At 73.9% G+C, this 17,847-nt stretch carries 16 protein-coding genes; 6 read left to right on the top strand and 10 right to left on the bottom strand.

The features are described from left to right. The 7 genes from IE096_RS04700 to IE096_RS04670 all read right to left on the bottom strand — a co-directional run bounded on the left by IE096_RS04700 (position 1) and on the right by IE096_RS04670 (position 8,181). On the bottom strand, positions 1-1,422 hold the full coding sequence (locus tag IE096_RS04700) for a dihydroorotase (protein ID WP_189448624.1): 1,422 nt from the start codon (positions 1,420-1,422) through the stop codon (positions 1-3). Further along, positions 1,410-2,540 (bottom strand): acyl-CoA dehydrogenase family protein, encoded by a 1,131-nt coding sequence (locus IE096_RS04695; protein ID WP_229819911.1) that lies wholly within the window; start codon positions 2,538-2,540, stop codon positions 1,410-1,412. Before IE096_RS04695 ends, IE096_RS04700 begins: the two co-directional genes overlap by 13 nt. Further along, complete coding sequence (locus IE096_RS04690) at positions 2,510-3,565, bottom strand: PrpF domain-containing protein (protein ID WP_189448622.1); 1,056 nt, start codon at positions 3,563-3,565, stop codon at positions 2,510-2,512. The genes IE096_RS04695 and IE096_RS04690 overlap by 31 nt, the downstream gene beginning before the upstream one ends. Then, complete coding sequence (asnB, locus tag IE096_RS04685; protein ID WP_189448621.1) at positions 3,562-5,385, bottom strand: asparagine synthase (glutamine-hydrolyzing); 1,824 nt, start codon at positions 5,383-5,385, stop codon at positions 3,562-3,564. Before asnB ends, IE096_RS04690 begins: the two co-directional genes overlap by 4 nt. Positions 5,386-5,475: 90 nt before the next feature. After that, on the bottom strand, positions 5,476-6,441 hold the full coding sequence (locus IE096_RS04680) for a PLP-dependent cysteine synthase family protein (protein ID WP_189448619.1): 966 nt from the start codon (positions 6,439-6,441) through the stop codon (positions 5,476-5,478). A 76-nt stretch (positions 6,442-6,517) separates the two neighbouring features. Then, positions 6,518-7,306, bottom strand: coding sequence for an HpcH/HpaI aldolase family protein (locus tag IE096_RS04675; RefSeq protein ID WP_189448618.1), 789 nt, complete (start codon positions 7,304-7,306; stop codon positions 6,518-6,520). Next, positions 7,303-8,181: a TauD/TfdA dioxygenase family protein gene (locus IE096_RS04670; protein ID WP_189448616.1), complete on the bottom strand. Its 879-nt coding sequence runs from the start codon at positions 8,179-8,181 to the stop codon at positions 7,303-7,305. Before IE096_RS04670 ends, IE096_RS04675 begins: the two co-directional genes overlap by 4 nt. Before the next feature lie 452 nt (positions 8,182-8,633). Here IE096_RS04670 and IE096_RS04665 point away from each other — a divergent pair, with 452 nt between their 5' ends. Genes IE096_RS04665 through IE096_RS04650 form a run of 4 tightly spaced genes read left to right on the top strand, consistent with a single transcriptional unit; the run spans position 8,634 to position 12,872 of the window. After that, positions 8,634-9,974, top strand: a complete 1,341-nt coding sequence (locus tag IE096_RS04665) for an MFS transporter (protein ID WP_189448615.1) — start codon at positions 8,634-8,636, stop codon at positions 9,972-9,974. Positions 9,975-9,979: 5 nt separating this feature from the next. Beyond that, complete coding sequence (gene epsC / locus IE096_RS04660) at positions 9,980-10,588, top strand: serine O-acetyltransferase EpsC (protein WP_189448612.1); 609 nt, start codon at positions 9,980-9,982, stop codon at positions 10,586-10,588. Positions 10,589-10,637: 49 nt separating this feature from the next. Next, the gene (locus IE096_RS04655; protein ID WP_189448611.1) at positions 10,638-11,606 is read left to right on the top strand and encodes a PLP-dependent cysteine synthase family protein; all 969 of its coding nucleotides are present in this window, start codon (positions 10,638-10,640) and stop codon (positions 11,604-11,606) included. Between the two features lie 33 nt (positions 11,607-11,639). Continuing rightward, positions 11,640-12,872 (top strand): ATP-grasp domain-containing protein, encoded by a 1,233-nt coding sequence (locus IE096_RS04650; RefSeq protein WP_189448609.1) that lies wholly within the window; start codon positions 11,640-11,642, stop codon positions 12,870-12,872. A gap of 136 nt (positions 12,873-13,008) precedes the next feature. On the opposite strand, the gene IE096_RS04645 is transcribed toward IE096_RS04650, so the two are convergent. Then, on the bottom strand, positions 13,009-14,235 hold the full coding sequence (locus IE096_RS04645) for an IS701 family transposase (RefSeq protein ID WP_229819910.1): 1,227 nt from the start codon (positions 14,233-14,235) through the stop codon (positions 13,009-13,011). 240 nt (positions 14,236-14,475) lie between these two features. Here IE096_RS04645 and IE096_RS31765 point away from each other — a divergent pair, with 240 nt between their 5' ends. Beyond that, positions 14,476-15,057 (top strand): TetR family transcriptional regulator, encoded by a 582-nt coding sequence (locus IE096_RS31765; protein ID WP_189448608.1) that lies wholly within the window; start codon positions 14,476-14,478, stop codon positions 15,055-15,057. 155 nt (positions 15,058-15,212) lie between these two features. Here IE096_RS31765 and IE096_RS04635 read toward each other — a convergent pair whose 3' ends face one another. Together IE096_RS04635 and IE096_RS04630 are read right to left on the bottom strand one after the other, a co-directional pair. Next, entirely contained in the window at positions 15,213-16,142 is a 930-nt protein-coding gene (locus IE096_RS04635; protein WP_189448606.1) for an NAD-dependent epimerase/dehydratase family protein, read from the bottom strand. Next, positions 16,139-16,768, bottom strand: a complete 630-nt coding sequence (locus tag IE096_RS04630; RefSeq protein ID WP_189448604.1) for a ScbR family autoregulator-binding transcription factor — start codon at positions 16,766-16,768, stop codon at positions 16,139-16,141. The genes IE096_RS04635 and IE096_RS04630 overlap by 4 nt, the downstream gene beginning before the upstream one ends. Before the next feature lie 139 nt (positions 16,769-16,907). On the opposite strand from IE096_RS04630, the gene IE096_RS04625 reads away from it, so the two are divergent. Further along, the gene (locus IE096_RS04625; protein ID WP_229819909.1) at positions 16,908-17,837 is read left to right on the top strand and encodes a ScbA/BarX family gamma-butyrolactone biosynthesis protein; all 930 of its coding nucleotides are present in this window, start codon (positions 16,908-16,910) and stop codon (positions 17,835-17,837) included. Positions 17,838-17,847: the final 10 nt, after the last annotated feature.

The raw sequence follows: 17,847 nt of genomic DNA, 5'->3' as shown, positions 1-17,847 counted from the left end.
TCACGCTCCTTCCGTGGCGGCGGGGGCGGGGGCGCAGGACAGCCAGCGGCCGTCGTAGTCGCCGAACTCGCCGGTGGCGGCGTCCCAGACGACCTTGCCGGCGCGCAGGGTGCGCTCGACACGGCCGGTCATCGTCCAGCCCTCGTACGCGGACCAGCCGCACTTGGCGCGGACGTCGTGGGCGGAGAGCATCCAGGTGGCGTCCGGCGCGAAGAACACCAGGTCGGCGTCGGCGCCCGGGACGATCCGGCCCTTGCCCGGCAGGCGGAACAGGTCCGCCGGGCCCTCGGCGAGGTGCCGCACGAGGCGGGCGACCGCCACGTCGGGGTCCTCGTCCGGCCAGCGGCGGCGCATGCCCGTCCACACGCCGACGGCCAGCTCCTGCACGCCCGGCAGGCCGGGCGGCGACTTCTGGACCGTCTGCGTCTTCTCCTCGACGGTGTGCGGGGCGTGGTCGCTGCCGATCGTGGCGGAGTGCCCGGAGCGCAGCGCCTCCCACAGCCGGTCCTGGTCGGACTGCTGACGGATGGACGGCGACAGCCGGGTGCGGGCGCCGAGCCGCTTGGTGTCCTCGTCGGTGAACGACAGGTGGTGGCCGGTGACCTCGAAGCTGACCGGCAGCCCGGCCGCCCGGGCGGCGCTCACCAGGTCGGCCTCCTCCGCGCTGGACAGGTGGAGGATGTGGGCCTTCGTGCCGTGGCGGCGGACGAGCTCGATGACGCGGGCCACGGCGGCGATGCCACCGCTGCGCGGCCGGCGGGCCTCGTACTCGCGGTAGTTCTCCGGGTCGCCCCACCAGCCGTCGAGGAGCTGGAAGAGCAGGTCGTCCTCGGCGTGGAGGACCAGCTGCACCCCGCCCTCGGCGGCGGCGACGAACGCCTTCTCCAGGGCGACGGGGTCGCGGACCACGGTCGGGGCCGTGTGGTGCCCGGCCATGAACACCTTGGCGCTCGTGGCGACCTCGGGGTCCAGTGTGGCCAGCAGCTCGGGGCGCTCGGGGTCGAGGCCGATGTGGAAGCGGTGGTCGACCAGCGAGTGGCCCGCGACCATCGCGGCCTTCTCGCGGACGGCCTCCTCGGTCAGGGTCGGCGGGACCGTGTTGGGCATGTCCATCACGGTGGTGAAGCCGCCGGCGACGGCGGCCCGGCTGCCGTGCTCCCAGTCCTCCTTGTGCGTCAGACCGGGGGTGCGGAAGTGCACGTGGGAGTCGATGAGGCCGGGCAGGACGTAGTGGTCCCCGGCGTCCATCCGGGGCACGGACGCCGGCACGGTGTCGGCCTCGTCGAGGCCCTGGACGGCCAGGACGCGGCCGCCCGCGATCAGCACCCGGCCCGGGCGGACGCCCTCGGGGGTGACCAGCCGACGAGCGGTGACGACCAGCTCCACGTTCGTGTTCAGCGCTGCCTCGTTCAGTTCTGCCATGACACAGCCACCAGCTCTCGGGCGAGGTCGTTCGTCGGTCCCATCAGCGCCACCGCGCGCGCGTCGGCCAGCAGCCGGTTCAGCCGCGAGCCGGTGACGTAGCCGGCGGAGCTGAGCATCCGGGCCACCTCCAGGCAGATCTCCTCCGCCTCGGTGGACGCGTGGAGCTTGCTGTGGAGCGTCGTCAGGCCCGGGGTCTGCGACGTCCGGGCGCCGGCGCGCTCGACGATGGCGCGCGCCGACTCCAGCCGGGTGGCCAGGCCCACCAGCCGGTGCCGCACGGTCGCCTTCTCCAGCAGGCCGCGCCGCTCGACGTGGTCGACGACCAGGTCGAGGGCGGCCCGGGCGGTGCCCACGGCCACGGCGCCCAGGGTGGCCCCGGACTCCCGCACCCCGGCGATGATCTCCGGCGCCCGGCCCTCGGGGCCCAGCATGTCCGTCGCACCGACCACGCAGTCCACCAGCGACACGAAGCCCGTCGCCGAGCCGCGCATGCCCACCAGGTCCAGGCTCAGGTCCGGCACCAGGCCCGGGTTGTCGCCCATGACGAGGAAGAAGGTCTGGCCCACCGAGCCGTACACCCGGGTGGTGTCCGCCTCCGGCTCCTCGGTCTGCACCAGCACGAGGTAGATGTCGGCGACCGAGGCGCCGGTGGTGAAGGACTTCGCGCCGTTCAGCACCCACGTGCCGTCCGGGCGGCGGGTGCCGGTGCTCGCGAGCTTCTGCTTCGCGGCGCCCGCGCCCGTCTCGCTCCACGCGGAGGCGGCCAGGTACGTGCCGTCGGCGAGCCGCGGCAGCAGCTCCCGCTTCTGCTCCTCGGTGCCCCACTCGGCGATCCGGGCGCTCACCGCGAAGTGCTGGAAGGCGATGATGGACACCGAGGGGTTGACGGTCGCGATCTCCTCGACGACCCGGTTGATCTCCCGGGCGTCGGCGCCCGCGCCGCCGTACTCGGCGGGGACCGCCGTGGCCAGCAGGCCCGAGGCCCGCAGCTCGGCGAGCACCTCGTGGTCGGGGGCCCCGCTCAGCGCGGTCTGCTCCGCGGACTCGCGAAGCCGCGCCCGCAGGGCCGGGGTGATCTCCGTCCTCATGCGGACGTCGCTGACAGTGCCAGGCATTGGGCAATCTCCTCGAATTGCAGATGGGCGAGAGGTTCGAGCACGAACGAGCCTTGGAAGACGACCCGCTTGCGTCCCACGCCCACCCAGGTGAGCGCCGGCTCCCCGGCGGTCTCGAGCGTGGTGGCGGTGACGGCCGTGTCACCGCCGGGTGTGGTGATGTCGATCAGTCCGTCGGCGCGGCCCTGCTCCCGGGCCATGGCCCAGGGGATCGTGCCGGGCACCCGGGTGGCGGCGCCGAGACAGACCGCCCCGGTCAGGGCGATCGTCGGATGCCAGGACGGCACCGAGATGGCGCGCGCCGCGAGCCGGCCCGGCTCCATGGGCACGATCGCCGCGATCTTGGGGAACGCGCCCTCGGGGGACCAGCCCAGATGGGCGGCGGCCGCCGCGCGGATCCGCGCCATCCGGTCGAACAGCTCGCTCCCGGCGGAGAACAGCGCGGTGTGGTCGGCGATCCCCAACTGCCGCGCGTCCACGAACGCGTAGGCGTTGCCGGAGGACACCAGGGACACCGTGACGTTCCCGTCGTCCACCGCGAGCTCGGTGCGGGCCTCGCCGGTGAGCAGCAGCCGCGAGACCGCGACACCGCCCGGCTGGACGAAGTAGACGGTGAAGCGGACCTCGTCCCGGTCGACGGCGTCCACCTCGCACACCACGCTGTCCCCGTTGTTGAGGACGTTCACCCGGACCCGGCCGCCCGGCGTCAGCTTCGGCAGCATCCCCGAACGGGAGGCCGCCACGACCGCCGAGAGGATCGAATGCCCGCAGGAGCCACGGAAGTCGAAGCGGTCCGGGCCGCCGGGCAGCGCCTGCACGAAGCGGTAGTCCAGGTCGAACATCGGGTGCTCGGAGGGCCGGACGAGCGCGATCTTCAGGACGTGGGCGCCGCCCGCCTCCGTCAGATAGCGCCGGACCGCGGTGAGGTCCCGCCGCATGGCCTCCTCGTCCGGGCCCAGCAGGCCCGCGTCGAGGACGACCGTCGGGCAGGGGCTGCCCGAGGCGTAGGCGAGATGGCCGATCATGCGGGGACCGCCGTGCGCCCGGCCGCCGCCACCGGCCCCAGGGCCGCGCGGCGGAACAGCTCGCGCCACACCTCGTGCACCAGCAGCGCCCACAGGGTCAGCGACGTGGTGTCGTCCGGCCGCTCCGCCTGGACGGCGAACAGCCGCTCGACGGCCTGGACGTCCAGCTGGCCCGCGTCCTTGAGCCGGCCCGGGCTGAGCATGTCCCGCGCGTACTCCCACAGCGCGGAACCGGGCGCCAGCATCGCCGTGATGGGGAGGGTGAAGGGCTGCTTGGGACGGTTGAGGACGTCGTCGGGGACGAGACCGGCCGCCGCCGCGTACAGGGACCGCTTGACCTTGCCGTCGCGGATGCGCAGCGCGTCCGGCAGGGCCCGGCCCGGCGCGATGACGCTGCGCTGGCAGAACGGCAGCCGGGCCTCGACGGAGCTGGCCATGCTCAAGTGGTCGACGCGGCGCAGGTGGTAGGCGGGCAGCCGTTGGCCGAGCTCGAACTCGGTGATGCGCTCCAGCACCGTGCCCTCGCCCGAGCGGAGCCGGGTGAGCGCGTCCGCCGGGATGGCGTCGGTGCCCGCGATCAGCGAGCGGTACTCGTCGGTGTAGAGCGAGGCGCGGCGGTGGGCGGGGAGGACGCCGAGCTCGTCGACGTACTCCTGGTACCACTCGGCGCCCGTCGCCGCGGCCTGGGCGGCGGCGCGCATCCGGGAGTAGCCGCCGAAGATCTCGTCGGCCGCGTCACCGGTGAGCGCCACCTTGAAGCCGGCGTCGCGCACGGCGCGGAAGAGGGAGAAGGTGCTCAGCGTGATGGGGTCGGCGTTGGGCTGCCCCAGGTGCCAGACCACGTCCTCCAGCAGCGAGGGGAAGCTCGCCGGGTCGATCTCCACCTGGTGGTAGGTGGCGTTGGCCCGCTCGGCCGCCTGGCGGGCGAAGTGCCGCTCGTCGAACGGCCAGTCGCCCTTGTAGGCGATGTTGAAGGAGTCCACCGGGCCGTGCTCGGCGGCGAGCGCCGTGACCAGGCTGGAGTCCAGGCCGCCGGAGGTGATCACGGCGACGGGCACGTCCGCGTTGAGGAGGCTCTTCACCTCGGTGCGCAGCCGGCCCTGGATCAGCTCGCCGGCGGCCGACTCGTCGGTCTGCCGGGTGGCGTCGGGGTGCTGCGGGCGGTGGATGACGCGGGGGGTCTCGCCGGCCTCGATCACCATCGTGGTGGACGGCGGCAGCACGTGGATCCCGGCGAACATCGTCTCCTCGCCGAAGGGCGTCTTGGTCGCCAGGTAGGCGTCCAGACCCTCGGAGCGCAGGCCGGCGGGGACGCCGGAGAAGCCCAGCAGCGCGGGGAGTTCGGAGGAGAAGTGGATCGAGCGCTCGGCCGCGTCCCAGCGGTAGTACAGCGGCTTCATGCCGATGTGGTCGGTGGCCAGGATCAGCTTGGGGCGCTCGCCGCGCTCGTCGACCAGGGCGAGGGCGTACATGCCGTCGAGGTGGTCGGTGAAGTCCAGGCCGTACTCGCGGTACAGGGCCGGGATGATGCTGCCGTCGCAGCGGTCGGCGAAGGTGTGGCCCATCGCCTCCAGGCGGGCGCGCAGCTCGTTGTGGTTGTAGATCTCGCCGTTGAAGACGACCTGGTAGCGGCCGGGCCGTCCGTAGGGCTGGACGCCGCCGTCGAGGTCGACGATGGCCAGCCGGTTGTTGCCGATGCCCCAGCCGGCGTCCCGGGCCGAGCCGCTGCTGTCCGGGCCTCCGTGCCGCTGGAGCGCGGCGACCGTTCTCAGTTCGTGGGGGGACGCGATCGCGTTGAAGTAGCCGTAGATGCGGCACATAAGAGGTGTCCGTTCCGGGGTGGAGCCAAGAGGATGTGCGCGGCCGGGCGAGGCGCGGGGGCCGCCCGGCCGCCGGGTGCCGTGCGGGCGTCAGGCCTGGTCGCGGGCCATCGAGAGGTAGCGCTCCCCGGTGTCGGGGAAGACGGTGACGATGGTCGAGCCCGCCCAGCGCTCCCGCTGGGCGAGGAGCCGGGCCGCGTACGCGGCGGCGCCCGAGGAGATGCCGGCCAGCAGGCCGGTGGCCCTGTTGACCTCGTGGGTGGTGTCGGCGGCGGCGTCGTCCGGCACCGCGACGACCTCGTCGATCAGTTCGAGGTCCATGATGTCGGAGACGTAGCCGGCCCCGATGCCGGGAATGCCGTGGGGCCCGGCCTCCCCGCCGGAGAGGATCGCCGAACGGGCCGGCTCCACCGCCACCACGTGGACGTCGCGGCGCTCCTTGAGGTAGCGGGCCACGCCCATCAGGGTGCCGCCGGTGCCGACGCCGCACACCAGCACGTCGACGTCGCCACCGGTGGCCTCCCAGATCTCCGGGCCCGTGGTCTCGTAGTGGGCGCGGAGGTTGGCCGGGTTCTCGTCCTGGTGGGCCAGCCAGGAGCCGGGGATGGAGCGCTGGAGCTCCTCGGCGTACCGCCAGGCGGGCAGCAGCCCGTCCTGGTGGGGGACGAGGACGATCTCCGCGCCGAACTCCCGGAGGATCTGGCGGCGTTCCTCGGTCGCGTTGTCCGGCATCACGATGATGCAGCGATGGCCGCGCTGGGCGCTGAGCGCCGCGATCGAGATGCCCGTGCTGCCGGAGGAGCACTCGATGACCGTGCCGCCCTCGGCGGCCAGCACGCCCGACCGCTCGGCCTCGCGCATCATGTAGAGCGCGGGGCGGTCCTTGACGTTGGACAGCGGGTTGAACATCTCCAGCTTCGCCAGGAGCCGGGCGGACTCCGGCACGCCCGGGAGGCGGACCTCCATCAGCGGGGTGTCGCCGACGAGCTCCTCCGCCGACCGGACGATCCGGCGCGCGGCCCGGGCGGGGGCGGGGGAGGGCGCGTTCCCTGTCATCAAAGCTCCAGCTTTCATCGCAGTGTCATCGCAGTTCGTCTTCGGTGCGGCCGGCGGACGCGACCGGGGCGGTCCGTCAGGCCTCGCCGCGGGCGGCGGCGAGGTGGGTGACGGCGGCCTCCTGGAGGTGGGTGATGTCGCTGGAGACCGTGGCGAAGGTGAACCCCTCGGCCAGCCGGCGCTTGGCGTCGGCACCCTTGAGGACGTGGATGCCACAGGCGATGCCCGCGCGCTCGGCGGCGTCGGTGATCCGCTTCAGCGCGTCCTCCAGGGCCTCCGCGACGTCCGGGTCGCCGAAGAACTTGGCGCCCAGGGCCACGGACAGGTCGGCGGGGCCGACGTAGACGGCGTCCAGCTCGGGCGTCGCGCAGATCGCTTCCAGGTTCTCCAGCGCGGCGGCCGTCTCGATCATCACGATGCAGGCGACGGCCTCGTCGACCTCGGCGGGCACCGAGCCCATCCGCAGCTCGCCGCGGACCGGGCCGCCCAGGCTGCGGGTGCCCCGGGGGTGGTGCCGGCAGGCGCGGGCCGCGATCGAGGCCTCCTCGGCGGTGTTGACCATCGGCACCACCACGCCGCGCGCCCCCGAGTCCAGGGCCGTGCCGATGGCGATCGGGTCGACGGAGGGGACGCGCAGGACACCGGCGGAGACCTGCCGGGCGTCCACGGCGAGCATGGCCGTCTGCCAGCCCGCCCGGTGCATCACACCGTGCTGGCCGTCGACGCCGATGTAGTCGTAACCGACGCCGGCGATGCGCTCGGTGCCCGCCGGGTTGTCACAGGCGATCCAGTAGCCCAGCAGGCGTTCGCGGCGGCGCAGCCGCGCGGCGAACGTGGCCGGGTCGTGGCGCTCGGTGGTGGTCACGCGCCCTCACCGTCCTCGACGCCGTTCTCGATGACGTAGCTGGTGCGGCCGTCGAGGCCCACGGGCACGTCGCCGGTGATGGACACGCGGTGCAGGACGCGCTTGTGGTCGTCGTAGTCGTTGATCGCGTAGTGCTGCGTGGCGCGGTTGTCGAAGATCAGGACGTCGCCGACGCGCCAGGTCCAGCGGGCGGTGTTCTCCGGGCGGCGGACGTAGCCCTGGAGGACGTCGATGAGGGCCTGGGACTCGCGCTGGGTCATGCCGACGAGGCGCTGGGCGAAGCCGCCCAGGAACAGGCTCGGTTCACCGGACTCGGGGTGGACGCGGACCACCGGGTGGGCGGCCTCGAAGCGCTTGGCCATGAACGCCTTGCGCACCTCCTCGCCGCGCTCGGTGCCCAGCTTCGGCTGCTCGGCGCGGTTGGTGTGCACCGCCCACAGCTTGTCGGCGATCTCGCGGAGCTCCTTGGGCAGGTCCTTGTAGCCGGCGGCGCCGTTGGCGACCATCGTGTCGCCGCCGTAGGGCGGGAGCACCATGGCGCGCAGGGTGGTGCCCAGCGACGGGGCCTGCGTGAAGCTGATGTCCGTGTGCCAGTGGTTGGCGCGCTGGTCCTCGCCGTCGATCGGGATGACCTGCGGGGCGCCGTCGACCGTCCGCATCATGGGGTGCTTCTGGGTGAGCGGGCCGAAGCGGCCCGCGAACTCCAGCTGCGCCTCGTCGGTGATGTCCTGGTCCCGGAAGAAGAGGACCTTGTGCTCCAGGAAGGCCTCGTGGATCTGGGCGAACACCGAGTCCGTCAGGCCGGTGCCGAGGTCGACGCCGAGGACCTCGGCACCGATCCGGCCGCCGACCTTGCGGATTTCAAAGCTGGACACCATTCATTCCTTTCGGGGGCGCGACGGCACTGCCGGCCGGCACCACTGGGAGGCAGGAATTCGACTGTCACCGCCGGGCACCTTCCGGGGAATTCGGATCCCAACAGCGGCCCGTGGCTTCACGAAATACCGGGACCGCCACCTTCCGCGGCGAAAGCGGCTTCGCTCGCAATGCGGGCCGTCCCTGGCGAGTTGGAGCCAACCATGCCGGTCAGAGGGGCGGCAAGGGCTCGGTGCGTTCTTGCCTACGACTTCAGCGACTTGCCGAAGTGGGGCCGCGACTTGGGCAAGTCCACGACTTCGGCAAGTCGCTGAAGTCGTCATGGGCCGCTATCCGGATGTTGCCGCTCCCGGCCCCGCGTGGTTGGCTCCATTCGCCCAAGCGAGAATTGCCCTCTGTTCGGCAGCAGCGCGCGGAGTCGGTGAACTCCGCCGGCAACCAAGGAGTTCCCGTGAGCCCCACACGCCCAGGCAAGGGCACGTTCCCCCGCTACCGTTATCTGGCCGCCGTGTCGGCCGAGGCCGTCGGCGGCGGCATGTACGTCCCGGTGTCCCTGCTGTACTTCCACCGGGTCGCGGGGCTGCCGCTGGGCCAGGTGGGCGGCGCCCTGACCGTCGCCGCCCTGGTGGGGCTGGCCGTGAGCCCGTTCTTCGGGGCACTGGTCGACCGGCTGGGGGCCCGTACCGTGGTGGCCGTCGGATTCGCCGTGCGCGCCGTGGGGTTCGTCTGCTATCCGTTCGTCCACCAGTGGTGGCAACTGCTGGCCGCCGCCACCCTCGTCGCCGTCGGGGACCGTTCGTTCCAGGCCTCCATCCAGGCCCTGATATCCGAACTCGCCCAGGGCGCCGAGCGGCAGCGCATGATCGCCACCCAGTCGAGCCTGCGCAACGCCGGCTTCGGCGTGGGCGGCCTGCTGGCCAGCCTCGCGCTGGCCGCCGACGCGGACTGGGCGTACCACGCGGTCGTCCTGGGCAGCGGCGCGGGCCTCGCGCTGGCGGCCGTGCTGATCGCCGGCCTGCCCTCCGGGCGCGTCCCGGCCACCGCCACCACCACGGAGGCGGACGGGAAGGCCGCCGGGGGGTACGGTGCCGTCCTGCGCGACCGGCCCTACCTGGGGCTGACGCTGGCGACCGTGCCGCTGGCCTTCTGCTACTCCTCGCTCAGCGTCATCCTGCCCGTCTACACCACCCAGACGCTCCACGCCTCCGCGTCCCTGCCCGGCCTGCTGTTCACCGTGAACACCGTGCTGGTGGCGCTGGCGCAGGTCCCGGTCAACTCCTGGACGTCCAAGTGGCGGCGCACCCGCGTCTCCGCGATGGGCGGCGTGGTCTTCGCCGCGTCCTTCCTGGGCTTCGCGATGCTGTCCGCCCTGGACGGCGGCGTCGTCCTGGTGTCCGGGCTGCTGCTGACCACCGTGCTCTACACCGGAGGCGAGCTGCTGCACAGCCCGTCCTCCGGCGCCCTGTCCACCGATGCCGCGCCGGACGCCCTGCGGGGCCGCTACCTGGCCGTCTACTACCTGTCCTGGTCGGTCGCCAAGGCGGCCGCCCCGGCCCTGTTCACCACCCTGCTGGCCGTCTCCGCGAACCTGACCTGGCTGCTGCTGGCCGGCGGGGTGCTGCTCGGCAGCCTCGCCATGCTGCGGCTGGAGCCGCGCCTGCCCGCCCACGCCGTCCGGCCCGCCCCCGAACCGGGGAGCGCGGAGCCCGGCAGCGCGGAGCCGGCCGCGGAGCCCGCGGGGACGGTGCCCGGCGCGGCCGCATCGCCCACCCGTCGTACCAGGAGGAGTTGAGTCCCATGCCCACCGAGCCCGGACTGCTGCGGACGCTGCGCGAGGACCTCGACGTCGTCGTCGAGCGCGATCCGTCCATCCGCAACCGCCGGGAGGGCGTACTGCACGCGGCGCTGCCCGCGCTGTGGGCCCACCGGGTCGCCCACCGGCTCCACCGGCGCGGCCTGCGCCTGGCCGCCCGGCTCGTCGCCCACGGCGCCCGCCGGCGCACCGGGGTGGAGATCCACCCCGGTGCCGTCCTCGGCCGCCGGGTCTTCATCGACCACGGCTGCGGCGTCGTCATCGGGGAGACCGCCGTCATCGGCGACGACGTGACCATCTTCCACCAGGTCACCCTGGGGGCCGTCGGCTGGTGGAACGACAACGCCCGCCCCGACGGCGAGCGCCGGCACCCCGTCGTCGGCGACGGCGTCATCCTCGGCGCCAACGCCACCGTGCTCGGCCCGGTGACCGTCGGCGACGGCGCGCTGATCGGCGCGATGGCCACGGTCACCAAGGACATCCCGGCCGACGCCCGCGTCTACGCGCCCCCGTCCGTGATCCGCACCCCGGGCGGCGACGTCACCCCGGCCACCGACCCCGTACGCCTGCTCGCCTCGGCCGGCTCCTGGTGAACCGCGCCGCCGCCCCCCACCCACCACGCCTCCCGTAGGAGATTCACCCATGGCCGCTGCCGCCACCACCCAGCCCGGCCCCACGACGACCGGCACCCGCCGCGTCGCCGACGGCCTGGAGGACCTCATCGGGGGCACCCCCCTCGTCCGGCTGTACCCGGAGGGCGCGGACCCGTCCGTCGAGGTCCTCGCCAAGCTGGAGTCTGTCAACCCCTTCTCCAGCAGCAAGGACCGGCCCGCGCTGCGCATGATCCTCGGCGCCGAGGAGCGCGGCGAGCTCGTCCCGGGCGGCACGGTCCTGGAGTCCACCTCCGGCAACACCGGCATCGCGCTGGCCGCCCTCGCCGCCGCCCGCGGCTACCGCTGCGTCGTCGTCCTGCCCGACAGCGCCACCCCCGAACGCGTGGGCCTGCTGAAGGCGCTGGGCGCCGAGGTCGTGCAGACGCCCAGCGAGGACGGCTTCGCCGGCGCCATCGCCAAGGCCGAGGAGATCCACGCGGAGACGCCCGGCTGCTGGTACTCCCGCCAGCACGAGAACGACGACAACGTCCTGGCCCACTACGAGACCACCGGCCCGGAGATCTGGGCCGACACCGCCGGCACGGTGGACGTGCTCGTCGCCGGCGTCGGCACCGGCGGCACCATCACCGGCTGCGCCCGCTACCTCAAGGAGCGCAACCCCGCGATCGAGGTCGTCGCCGTGGAGCCGGAGGGCTCGCCCGTCCTCTCCCGGGGCTTCGGCGGCCAGCACCGCATCCCCGGCCTCAACGGCGGCTTCGTCGCGCCCACCACCGACGAATCGCTCATCGACCACGTGCTGACCTGCGGCGACGACGACGCGCTGGCCGCGGCGAAGGCCCTGGCCACCCGGCAGGGCCTCTTCGTCGGCGTCTCCTCCGGCGCCGCCGTGCACGCCGCCGCCCACCTGGCCCGGCTCCCCCAGTACGCGGGGAAGACCATCGTCACCGTGCTGCCGGACACCGGTGAGCGCTACGTCAGCCTCTGGAACGAGTCCTGAAAGCCCCCGTACCGACCGTCACGAGGTGACCGTATGACCGCCCTGGTCCTCCACCGCGGATCGTTCCGCGCCAACCCCTACGAGCAGTGGCTGGAGGGCTACGACGCCGACGTCGTCGTCCTCGCCTCCAGCGAACAACTGGCCGTGCACGGCGAGGAACTGCCCACCGCCGCGCCCTTCGTCCACGCCGAGGCGCTGCCCGGCTACGACACCAGCCCCCGCGTCGCCGAGCGGGCCGCCGAGCTCGTCGAGCGCTACGGCGTGACCGACATCGTCGCCTGCCAGGAGAACGACCTGGAGCGCGCCGCCCACCTGCGGGTGCGCTACGGCCTGCCCGGCCCGCGCCCCGAGGAGGTCGTGCCCTACCGCGACAAGTGGGAGATGAAGCGCGCCGCCGTCCGCGCCGGCATCCCCGTCGCCGACCACGCGCTCCTGGCCGCCCCCCAGGACCTCACGGACTTCGTCGCCGCCCACGGCCTGCCCGTGGTGGTCAAGCCCCGGCGCGGCGCCGGCTCCATCGACCTGGCCGTGCTGCGCACCGCCGACGAGGTCACCGGCTGGCTCGCGGGCGGCCACCTCGCCGCGCCGGGCGAGGAACCCACCTGGCTGGTCGAGGCGTTCGTCGAGGGCGGCATGTGCCACATCGACGGCGTGGTCCTCGACGGTCGCGTCGTCACCATGTGGCCCTCGCGCTACACCTACGTCCTGGCCGACTACACCCAGCGCGAGGGGCGCATGGACATCGCCCTGGACGCCGACGACCCGCTGCGCCACCGGCTGACGGCCTTCGGCGAGCGGCTGCTGGCGGAGTTCGGCGGCAGCGAGCACTTCGCCTTCCACATCGAGGTGTTCCACACCCCGGACGACGAGCTGGTGCTGTGCGAGGCGGCCTGCCGCGCCGGTGGCGCGGGTGTCCGGGACGTCCACCGGGCGATGTTCGGCTTCGACCCGGCCGAGCCGCCGGTCCGCCGTCAGCTGGGGCTGGACTTCCCGTACGAGGGGGGCGGGAAGCCGGAGCGCGTCGGTGGTCAGCTGCTGTTCACGCGGCGGCCCGGCACGGTCCACCGGTTGCCCGACCCGGCGGGGATGCCCGAAGGGGTGGTGAAGCACCAGTACTTCGCGGCGCCGGGGGACCGGATGGAGGAGGCCTGGCACTCCGGGGACTTCCTGGCCGCCTTCGTGGTGGCGGGCGCGGACCGCGCGGAGTGCGAAGCGCGGATACGGGCGCTGGAGGAGTGGTTCCTCGCGGGGCTCGACGTCCGCTGAGCGGACGCGCACGGGCGTGGCGCGCACGGGCGTGGCGCGCTCCGTCGGCCGTGACGCGGCCGGTCGTGGCGCGGCCGGTCGCGCTCGGGACCGGCGGCCGGGCCCGGGCGGTGGTCCGCCGGGGCCGCGCGACGGGTCAGGCCGACCGGACGGCGGCCAGCGGCCGGTCCACGCGCGCGTCGGCCGCGGCGGCCGCGTCGGCCAGCCGGCTGTAGGCGAAGGCGGCGGAGACCAGCGTCATGTGGTGGTGCCAGCCGGGGAAGGACCGGCCCTCGAAGTCCCGCAGCCCGAAGTCGTCCTCCAGGGTGCGCAGGGCGCCGGTCGTCCGGGCGTGGTGCCCGGTGAGGGCCACGAGCTCCTCGGCGGAGTGCCGGGTGAGGTTGGTGATCCACACGGGCTCGTCGGCCTGCCGGCCGGGGACGCGGCGGGCAAACGCCCGGTACGCCGGGGGCGTCGTCGTGGCCGTCCGGACGCCGGGTCGCTCCGGCAGCCGGACCAGGGTGTTGAGCAGCCGTCGCGGCTGCCCGGCCGGGATCGCGCCGGGGATGCCCAGGGGGACGGGGGTCTCGCCGAAGCCGTCGCCCTGGTAGACCAGCCGCCGCACGGGGACGGGCGCGTCCTGGCCGTCGCCGCGCGGGCGTCCGCCGGGCAGCACGGCCAGGGCGGGGGGCACGGCGACGACGAAGTCGCAGCCGGCGCGGTCGAGTCCGCGGACCAGCGAGGCCGCCTCCGTGCAGGAGCTCATGTCGGCGACGACGGGCAGCGGGGTGGCGGCGGTCCGGGAGTGGAGCGTGTGGACCAGGTCGAGCACCTGCGCCGAGGCGGGCCGGTCGCCCACGCTGGACTCCGGTATGCGGGCCCGCTCGCGCAGGGTGTCGTCGTCGGTCCAGCGGGAGGGCAGCAGGATCCGCCAGCCGAGCGGCACCGGCTCGGTGTCGGTGGACAGGAAGATCCCCACGCCGAACTGGCAGTTGACGGTGCGGCCCGAGGCGGGGTCGAAGCGGCGGTGGACGCCCACCGAGCTCTCGCCCCGCTTGGGGACGACCACCGTGCCGATCGTCCAGGCCCGGGGGACGGTCCGCCGCAGGGTCCAGTGGGCGAGCGAGCGCAGGGCCGGGCCCCAGTCCCACGGGCTGGCGTTGACGAACTGGTGCAGCGACTGCGAGGCGGTGGGCGAGGCGGAGACGGCGGCCGCCAGGCGGCGGACCGTCTTCTTGCCCGGGGTGGCGAGCAGCCCCTCCAGATAGGCGTGGGCCCAGCGCCGCTGGTCGGCGCGGGGCAGGTAGCCGAAGACCTCTTCGGCGAAGGAGACGAGTGGAGCGGTGCCCGGGGTGAACGGGCGGGTCGAATGGTGCACAGCCATCGCACGGTCCCTTCTGACGCGGACGGCAGATCCCCGCCGCGAGCGAAAGAATAGAGAACGATCGCTTTGTTTTCAAAACCCCGGCGGTGTGACGTTCGGAACCGGGAGGGAGTGCCGAGCGTGACGATCATGGCCGTAAGGTGGTTGAACGCCGGTCTTCCACCGGCAAGTTGAAGCCGTCGTTCCGCAATGGCGCGGTCGCATGGCGCATGGCGGTGAATGTCTGGAGGGAGCATGGTCATGCAGGAGCGCGCCGTACGGACCCGTTCGGCGCTCGTCCGGGCCGCGGCCCGCGCCTTCGACCGCAACGGCTACGAGGGCACGTCCCTGTCCCAGATCCGCGCGGCGGCCGAGATGTCCATGGGGGCGCTGACCTTCCACTTCGCCACCAAGGGCGAACTCGCCGACGCCGTGCAGGAGGAGGGCTGGATCCTGACGGAGGCCCGGGTGCGCGACGCGCTGACGCCGGCCGGCGACCCGGTGGACGGCCTGGTGGCGCTCACCCTGGCGCTGGCCGCGCTGATGGAGGAGGAGCCGACGGTCCGCTCGGCGGCCCGGCTCACCCGTGAGCGCGCCGGGGGCCGGGCCTGGACCTCCGCGTGGCGGCCGGCCGCGCACGCGCTGATCGAGCGCGCCCGGTCGTCCGGCGTGCTGCCGCCGGTGGCGCGGCCCGAGGTGGTGGCGGACCTGGTCAGCCATCTGATCGTGGGCGCGGAGGCGCAGATCCGCGCCTCCGCCGCGGACGCCGGGCGCCCGGCGGTGGACGTCGGTGGTCAGCTCGCCCGGATCTGGGACCTGGTCCTCCTCCCGGTGCGCGGCTGAGGGGCGCGCTCCGCGCGGGTGCGCTCCGCGTCATCTGCGGGTGCGTCGTGGCTGATCGCGCAGTTCCCCGCGCCCCTTCGGGGCGCCAGGTGCTGCTGGTCGCGCCCACGCGGCGGAGCCGCATATCGACAACTGCCCCGCGCCCCTTCGGGGCGCTACCGGAGGTGCCGCCGGTACCACGGCGCCGCCTCCGCCAGGCGGGCGAGGACGCCCGGGCCCGGTGGGCAGTTCGCCGCCCGCCATATCTCCGCGCTCGCGTACCAGTGGTCGCGGGCGAGCAGCGCGAACTGACGCTCGCTCATGCGCCCGGGGTTCTCCCGCAGGCTCTCCAGGCAGCGTCGCCACGGCCAGTCGGCCTCGGCGCGCGGCAGGACGGCGTGCTCGGCGAGCGCGTCCATCAGGTCGCCGTTGCGCACCGGGACCGGGTGGCTGGCGTGGTGGACGCCCGCCGGTACGGCGTTCGGCCCGCACGTCAGCTCCGCGACGAGCCGCGCCAGATCGGTGACGTCCACGGCCGACAGCAGGCCGCGCCCGCCGTCCCAGCGCGCGGGCACCCGGCGCAGCAGCTCGGCCAGGGCCGGCACCACCCAGCGGTCGCCCTCGCCCAGCACCAGCCCCGGGCGCAGGACGACCGCCCCGCACTCGAGCATCGGCGCCTCGCCCGCCAGCCGGGTGCGGCTCGCGGGCGACGTGGGCGCGGGCCGGATCGCGTCGACGTCCGGCCCGTGGTGCGGACCCGGGCCGTAGACGGCCGCCGTCGACAGGGCGACGACGCGGGGCACCGCCGCCCGGCGGGCCTCGGCGGCCAGCGCGACGGCGCCCCGGTGGTTGACCGCCTCGCACAGGCCCTCGTCCGGGGAGACGCAGGAGGCCAGGTGGAGCAGGGCGTCGGCCCCCTCGCACAGTCCCCGCAGCGAGCCGGGGTCGGTCAGGTCGCCGGGGAACCACTCGACGAGCGGGTCCGCGTCCGGGCCGGGGCGGCGCGTCAGCGCGCGCACGCGCACGCCCCGCAAGCCGAGTTCGCGCAGCGCGGCGGAACCGATGAACCCCGTGGCGCCGGTCAGCGCGACCAGCGGCCCGCTCACCGGCGGGCCGTCCCGGCCGCGCCGGGGCTGGTGACGAGCCGCGCGCGGGCCTCCGGCGTGGCGACGCCGGGCAGCAGGTAGCGCCACAACAGGGCCACGCGCTCGGGCAGGTCGGCGCGGTTGGTGGAGACCTGGGAGAAGAGCTGGGTGCCGGTGTAGCAGCTCACCAGGACCCAGGCCAGCTCCCGTTCGTCCACCTCGGGCAGGAGCTCGCCCCGGCCCCTGGCGGCGACCAGCTGCTCGTGGAAGCGGGCGGCCCATTCCTGGTAGGCGGTGTCGTCCTGGACGCCGAACTCGCCCTGCTCGACGGCGAGGCGGACGCCGGCGCGCAGCAGCACATTGCTCTGGAGCTCGGTCGCCAGGTGGAGGGTGATGTCGATCAGGTGCTGGAGGCCGGCCTCGCCCTCGGGCATCACGATGCCCTCGCCCTGCTCGTTCATGACCGCCCGGGCGAGGTCCTCCTTGGACTTGAAGTGGAAGTACATCGCGCCCTGGGTGGCGTCCGCCCGGGCGATGATCTTGCTGACGCTGGCGCCGCTGAACCCGAGCTCGTCGAAGACCTCCGCGGCCGCGTGGAGGATGGCCGCGCGGGTCCTCACCGCGCGGTCCTGTCTGGGCCTCGCCATGAGGTGACTCCCTGTGATCTCTCGACAAACAAAACGAACACCCTTTATCTTACGGCTCCAGCGTCAGAGACAGAGCAGCAGCAGCGTTAGAGCGTCCGGGAAGTCGGTTATGCACGATCTGGTTCAGCAAGCCCCTGTTTTGAGCTCCATCCCCTCCGCGTCGCACGGCCTGACCACCTGTGTGCCCCGGCAGTACGTCCACAAGGCGGCCATGGCCGAGGTCCTCCTCACCGGATGGGAGCGCGTCGCCGAGGACACCTTCACGATCGGCGCCCAGTGGCCCCGGACCCACAGCTTCTACACCCCGGTCGACGGCCGCTACGACCCGCTCCTCTTCGCCGAGACCGTGCGGCAGACCATCCCCCTGCTGTCCCACCTGGCCTACGACACACCGTTCGGCCACCACCTGATCTGGGACCACTTCCGCTACGAGCTCGACCCGGCCGCGACGGCCGTGGCCGCCACCCCGGCCGAGATAGAACTGCGGATCGCGTGCAGCGACGTCAAACGCCGTCAGGGCCGCTTCTCCGCCCTGGTGATGGACGTCACCGCGCTCCGCGACGGCGCGCCCCTGGGCACCGCCCGGGCCCGTTTCACCAGCCACGCCCCGGCCGTCTACCGGCGGCTGCGCGGCGAGTACGGCGACCCGTCCGTCGTCTCCCGGGCCGTGCCGCTGGCCCCGCCCCTGGCGCCGGTGCGCGTCGGCCGCGACCGCTTCCACGACGTGGTCCTCTCGCCCACCGACGCCGACGGCGTCTGGCAGCTGCGCGTGGACCCCAGCCACCCGGTGCTCTTCGACCACCCCGTCGACCACGCCCCCGGCATGCTGCTGCTCGAGGCCGCCCGCCAGGCCGCGCTCGCCGCCACGGGCCCGGACCACGGCGCCGTCCTGGGCCTGGAAACCGTCTTCAGCCAGTACGTGGAGTTCGACAGCCCCTGCTGGATCGAGGCCACCGTCCTCCCGCAGGACGACGACGCCCTCACCCGCACCCGGGTCACGGCACGCCAGAACGACCGCGAGGCGTTCTCCGCGGTCGTCACGAGCACGGCCGGCCGGGCCGGCGTCTGAGGCACGGTCC

This window comes from Streptomyces abikoensis (assembly GCF_014648775.1).
Lineage (GTDB): Bacteria > Actinomycetota > Actinomycetes > Streptomycetales > Streptomycetaceae > Streptomyces > Streptomyces abikoensis.
This window is presented reverse-complemented; position numbering and strand designations above follow the sequence as displayed.